Source organism: Kitasatospora sp. NPDC093558, from assembly GCF_040683475.1.
Taxonomy (GTDB): domain Bacteria; phylum Actinomycetota; class Actinomycetes; order Streptomycetales; family Streptomycetaceae; genus Kitasatospora.
In genome coordinates, this window is the sequence record NZ_JBFBDY010000676.1 from 1 (window position 1) to 3,227 (window position 3,227).

The following is a 3,227-nucleotide window of genomic DNA, read 5'->3' on the forward strand; positions in this document are numbered from 1 at the left end:
GCCCTGGCGTCCCTGGGGTGAGGGCGCTGCGGGGCCTCTAGCTGCGGGGCCTCTCACAGGGGCCACGGACGGCGGCCACTGGCAGCGGCCGCTGTCGGCGGCCAGTGACGGCGGCCACTGACGGGTGATCGCCGGTGCGGCGCCCGGGGAACCGGGCAGGTATGGGGCGGTGTTCCCCCGAGGGGACGCGATCGCGGGGCCGGACCGGAGGGAGTGCCGAGTGGAGGCGTCATCGAGGCTGGAGGCGTCGTCGACGAGCGGCCGGGAGCTGCTGGCCGCGGCGGGGGTGCTGTTCCCGGACGAGCACGGGCGCGTGCTCGTGGTGCGGCTGCCGTACGACCGCAAGCACCCGGTGGCGATCCCGGGCGGTGGCTGGGAGCCGACGGACCGTTCCCCGCGCGCGACCGCCCTGCGCGAGATCGCCGAGGAGCTCGGGTTCACGCCCCGGCTCGGGCCGCTGGCCTGCCTCGACTGGACGATCGACGACCACCGGCCACCGGTCGCCGCCCACCTGTACTGGGCCGAACCGATCGGCGCGCAGCAGGCGGCGGCGATCCGGGCGGACGCGGCGGAGGTCGGCGGCTGGGTGTGGCTGTCGCCGGAGGCGGCGGGACACGCGCTGCCGCCCCGGCTGTCCCGCCGGGTGACGGCCTGCCTGCGGGCGCCGCGGACGGCCGGGCCGCTGGAGCTGGAGGACGGCTGGCCCGCCGGACACACGCTCGAACACCTCCCGGCCGCACCGCCGCCGCCCGAGTACACCGGGGCCGCCGGGATCCCGGAGCTCCAGGGCCACGGGGAGCCGGACCCCGCGCCGCCGCTGGACCGGGCCGCCTTCATCGCCTCCCGTCCCCGGATCCGGGCCAAGGCCCGCACGGTGTTCACGGACGCCGCGGGGCGGGTACTGCTCGTCCGGCTGAAGCCGTGGGACGGGCCGCGCGGACTGGTGCCGTACTGGACCCTCCCGGGCGGCGGCATCGAGGCGGACCGGGAGCTGCCCCGGGCGGCGGCCCGGCGGGAGGTCCGCGAGGAGCTGGGGTGGGAGGTCGAGCCGGGGCGGCTGCTCGCCCTGGACTGGCTGCCGTCCTCCGCCGCCGATCCGGCGGTCGACCGGGACGACGCCGTCCTCGTCTACGTCTACGACGGCGGCACGGTGACGGACCGGATGCTCGCCACGATCGTCCTCGCCGAGGACGAACTGGTGGACTGGCGCCTGTGCGAACCGGCCGAGGCCCGGGCGGTGCTGTCCGCGCCCTCCTGGGCCAGGACGGCCGCGGCGCTGGCCGCCCGGGAGCACGGCGGCGGCCCGCTCGAACTGGTCGACGGGCGGCCGGTGGGATAGCAGCGGGGCGCCGGTGTGATCCACACTGGGGGCATGCAGAACGCGATCGGGGACGTACTGACCGGCCGGCGGGTGGCGTCGGTCAGCGGTGGCGGCCGGCTCGACCTCACGTTCGACGGGCCGGTGAGCGTCCGGGTGGCGCACGAGTTCCGGTTCGCGGCGCCGTCCTTCGCCGCGCCGGCCGAGGTGGAGCACTTCTTCCCCGCCCTGACCTTCCGCCCGACGGCGACGCTGCTCGCGCTCGTCGGCCGGACCGTCGGTTCGGCCCGGGTCACCCTGGCCGGCGGGCTGGAGCTGGACTTCGCCGGCGGCGGCGCGCTGTCCGTCCCCCCGCACGCGGTGCTCGCGCCATGGAGCGTGGTCACGCCCGACGGCGAGCTGTGCGCCGGGCTGCCGGGCGGCGAGGTCAGCTGGACGGACCGGGCGGAGGCGGAGGCCTAGAGGGACGGCCCTGGCCGGACGGGCCGGGACCGGCGAGTGGTGGCCCGCCGGTCCCAGGGTGCCGGACGGCGGGTCAGACCTCCAGGTCCGACTCGATCCGGACGAGCTGGTGGCGGGCCATCGCCAGGTTCGCACGGCCCTTGTCCAGGGCGAGGTAGAGGAACAGGCCCTTGCCGGTGCGGCCGGTGAGCGGGCGGATCAGGTGGTACTGGGTGCTGAGGGTGATCAGGATGTCCTCGATGCCGTCCTGAAGGCCCAGCATGTCCATGGTGCGCATCTTCGCGCGGACCACGTCGGTGTTCCCGGCGGCGGCCACGGTGAGGTCAAGCCCGCCGGGGCCGTCGAGGGTGGCGAGCGCCATGCCGCTGTTGTAGTCGACGAGCGCGGCGCCGATGGCGCCCTCGACGGTGGTCATGGCCTGCTTGAGGGCGCCGGCTGCGTCGGTCATGTCGGTGACTCCAGTTCCTTGAAGGGGAGGGGGGTTGGGTGGTTGAGAAGGGGCAGGGTCAGGGGGCGGGGTCGGGCGGCGGGGTCGGGCGGTCCGGTCAGCCGGCGTCCCGTGGGTCCTTGGGCACCAGGGTGTCGGTGAGCAGCCCGGCGATCCGCCGGGCCGCGCGGCGGGCCTCCAGGTGCAGGCGGCCGACGTTGACGTCCGGGTGCGCGAGCAGCGTCAGCACGCAGTTGCCGCCGGCCGCGTACGTGGCGACGTAGCCGTGTTCGCCGCGCACCAGGGACTCCCGGAACTCGCCCTGGCCCGTCGTGTCGGCGAGCCGCTGGGCGAGGGAGAGGGAGGCCGCCGTCATCGCGGCCAGGCCCGATGGCTCGGTCCCGTGGGTGTCGTGGGCGACCAGCAGGCCGTCCACGCTGGCCACCAGGCCGCCGGCGAGGTGCGGGATGCGGTGCTTGACGGCGCGGAGCTCGGCGAGCAGCTCGGTCTCCAAGGCGATCAGTTGTCTCCTTCCGACACGCTGCTTGAGCGCCCGCCTCATGGCCGGTACGGCGGGGTCGCGGGCGGAGAGTGGCTCAAAGTCGGGCCTCCAGGAGGGTCAGGACCCGGGTCAGCAGCGCGATGTCCGGGTCGGGCACGGTCAGCGGGACCGCCGCCGGGGTCGGCGGGCGGTCGGAACGGGGGGCGGCGCCGGGTGCCTGGGCAGCGGGTGTCCGGGCGCCGAGTGGGCGGGGGCCGGGTACGGGTGCGGCGGCTCCCGGCGCCCAGGCTCCGGGTGCCCCGGCGCCGGTGAGGGTGGCGCCGGGGACCCGGCGGTGGAGGCCGCCGGAGCGCGGGACTTCGGGTGCGGGTACGGCTGCCGCCGCTGGTACGGGTGCGGGTACGGCCGGAGGCGGAGCCTGAGCCTGTGGCGGCGCCGGAGCCGGCGGCGGCGCCGGAGGCGGAGGCGGCGCCGGAGCCGGAGGGGGCGCCGGAGCCGGCGGCGGCGCGGGCGCCGGA

At 76.9% G+C, this 3,227-nt stretch carries 4 protein-coding genes; 2 read left to right on the forward strand and 2 right to left on the reverse strand.

Translation table 11 applies throughout. The annotated features are described in order from the left end of the window. The first annotated feature begins 220 nt into the window (after positions 1-220). Entirely contained in the window at positions 221-1,339 is a 1,119-nt protein-coding gene (locus AB0O00_RS33555) for an NUDIX hydrolase (RefSeq protein WP_363658290.1), read from the forward strand. Between the two features lie 33 nt (positions 1,340-1,372). After that, entirely contained in the window at positions 1,373-1,780 is a 408-nt protein-coding gene (locus AB0O00_RS33560; protein ID WP_363658292.1) for a DUF6188 family protein, read from the forward strand. A 73-nt stretch (positions 1,781-1,853) separates the two neighbouring features. On the opposite strand, the gene AB0O00_RS33565 is transcribed toward AB0O00_RS33560, so the two are convergent. After that, entirely contained in the window at positions 1,854-2,228 is a 375-nt protein-coding gene (locus AB0O00_RS33565; protein ID WP_363658295.1) for a hypothetical protein, read from the reverse strand. 97 nt (positions 2,229-2,325) lie between these two features. Next, positions 2,326-2,721, reverse strand: a complete 396-nt coding sequence (locus tag AB0O00_RS33570) for a roadblock/LC7 domain-containing protein (protein WP_363658297.1) — start codon at positions 2,719-2,721, stop codon at positions 2,326-2,328. Between the last annotated feature and the right edge of the window lie 506 nt (positions 2,722-3,227).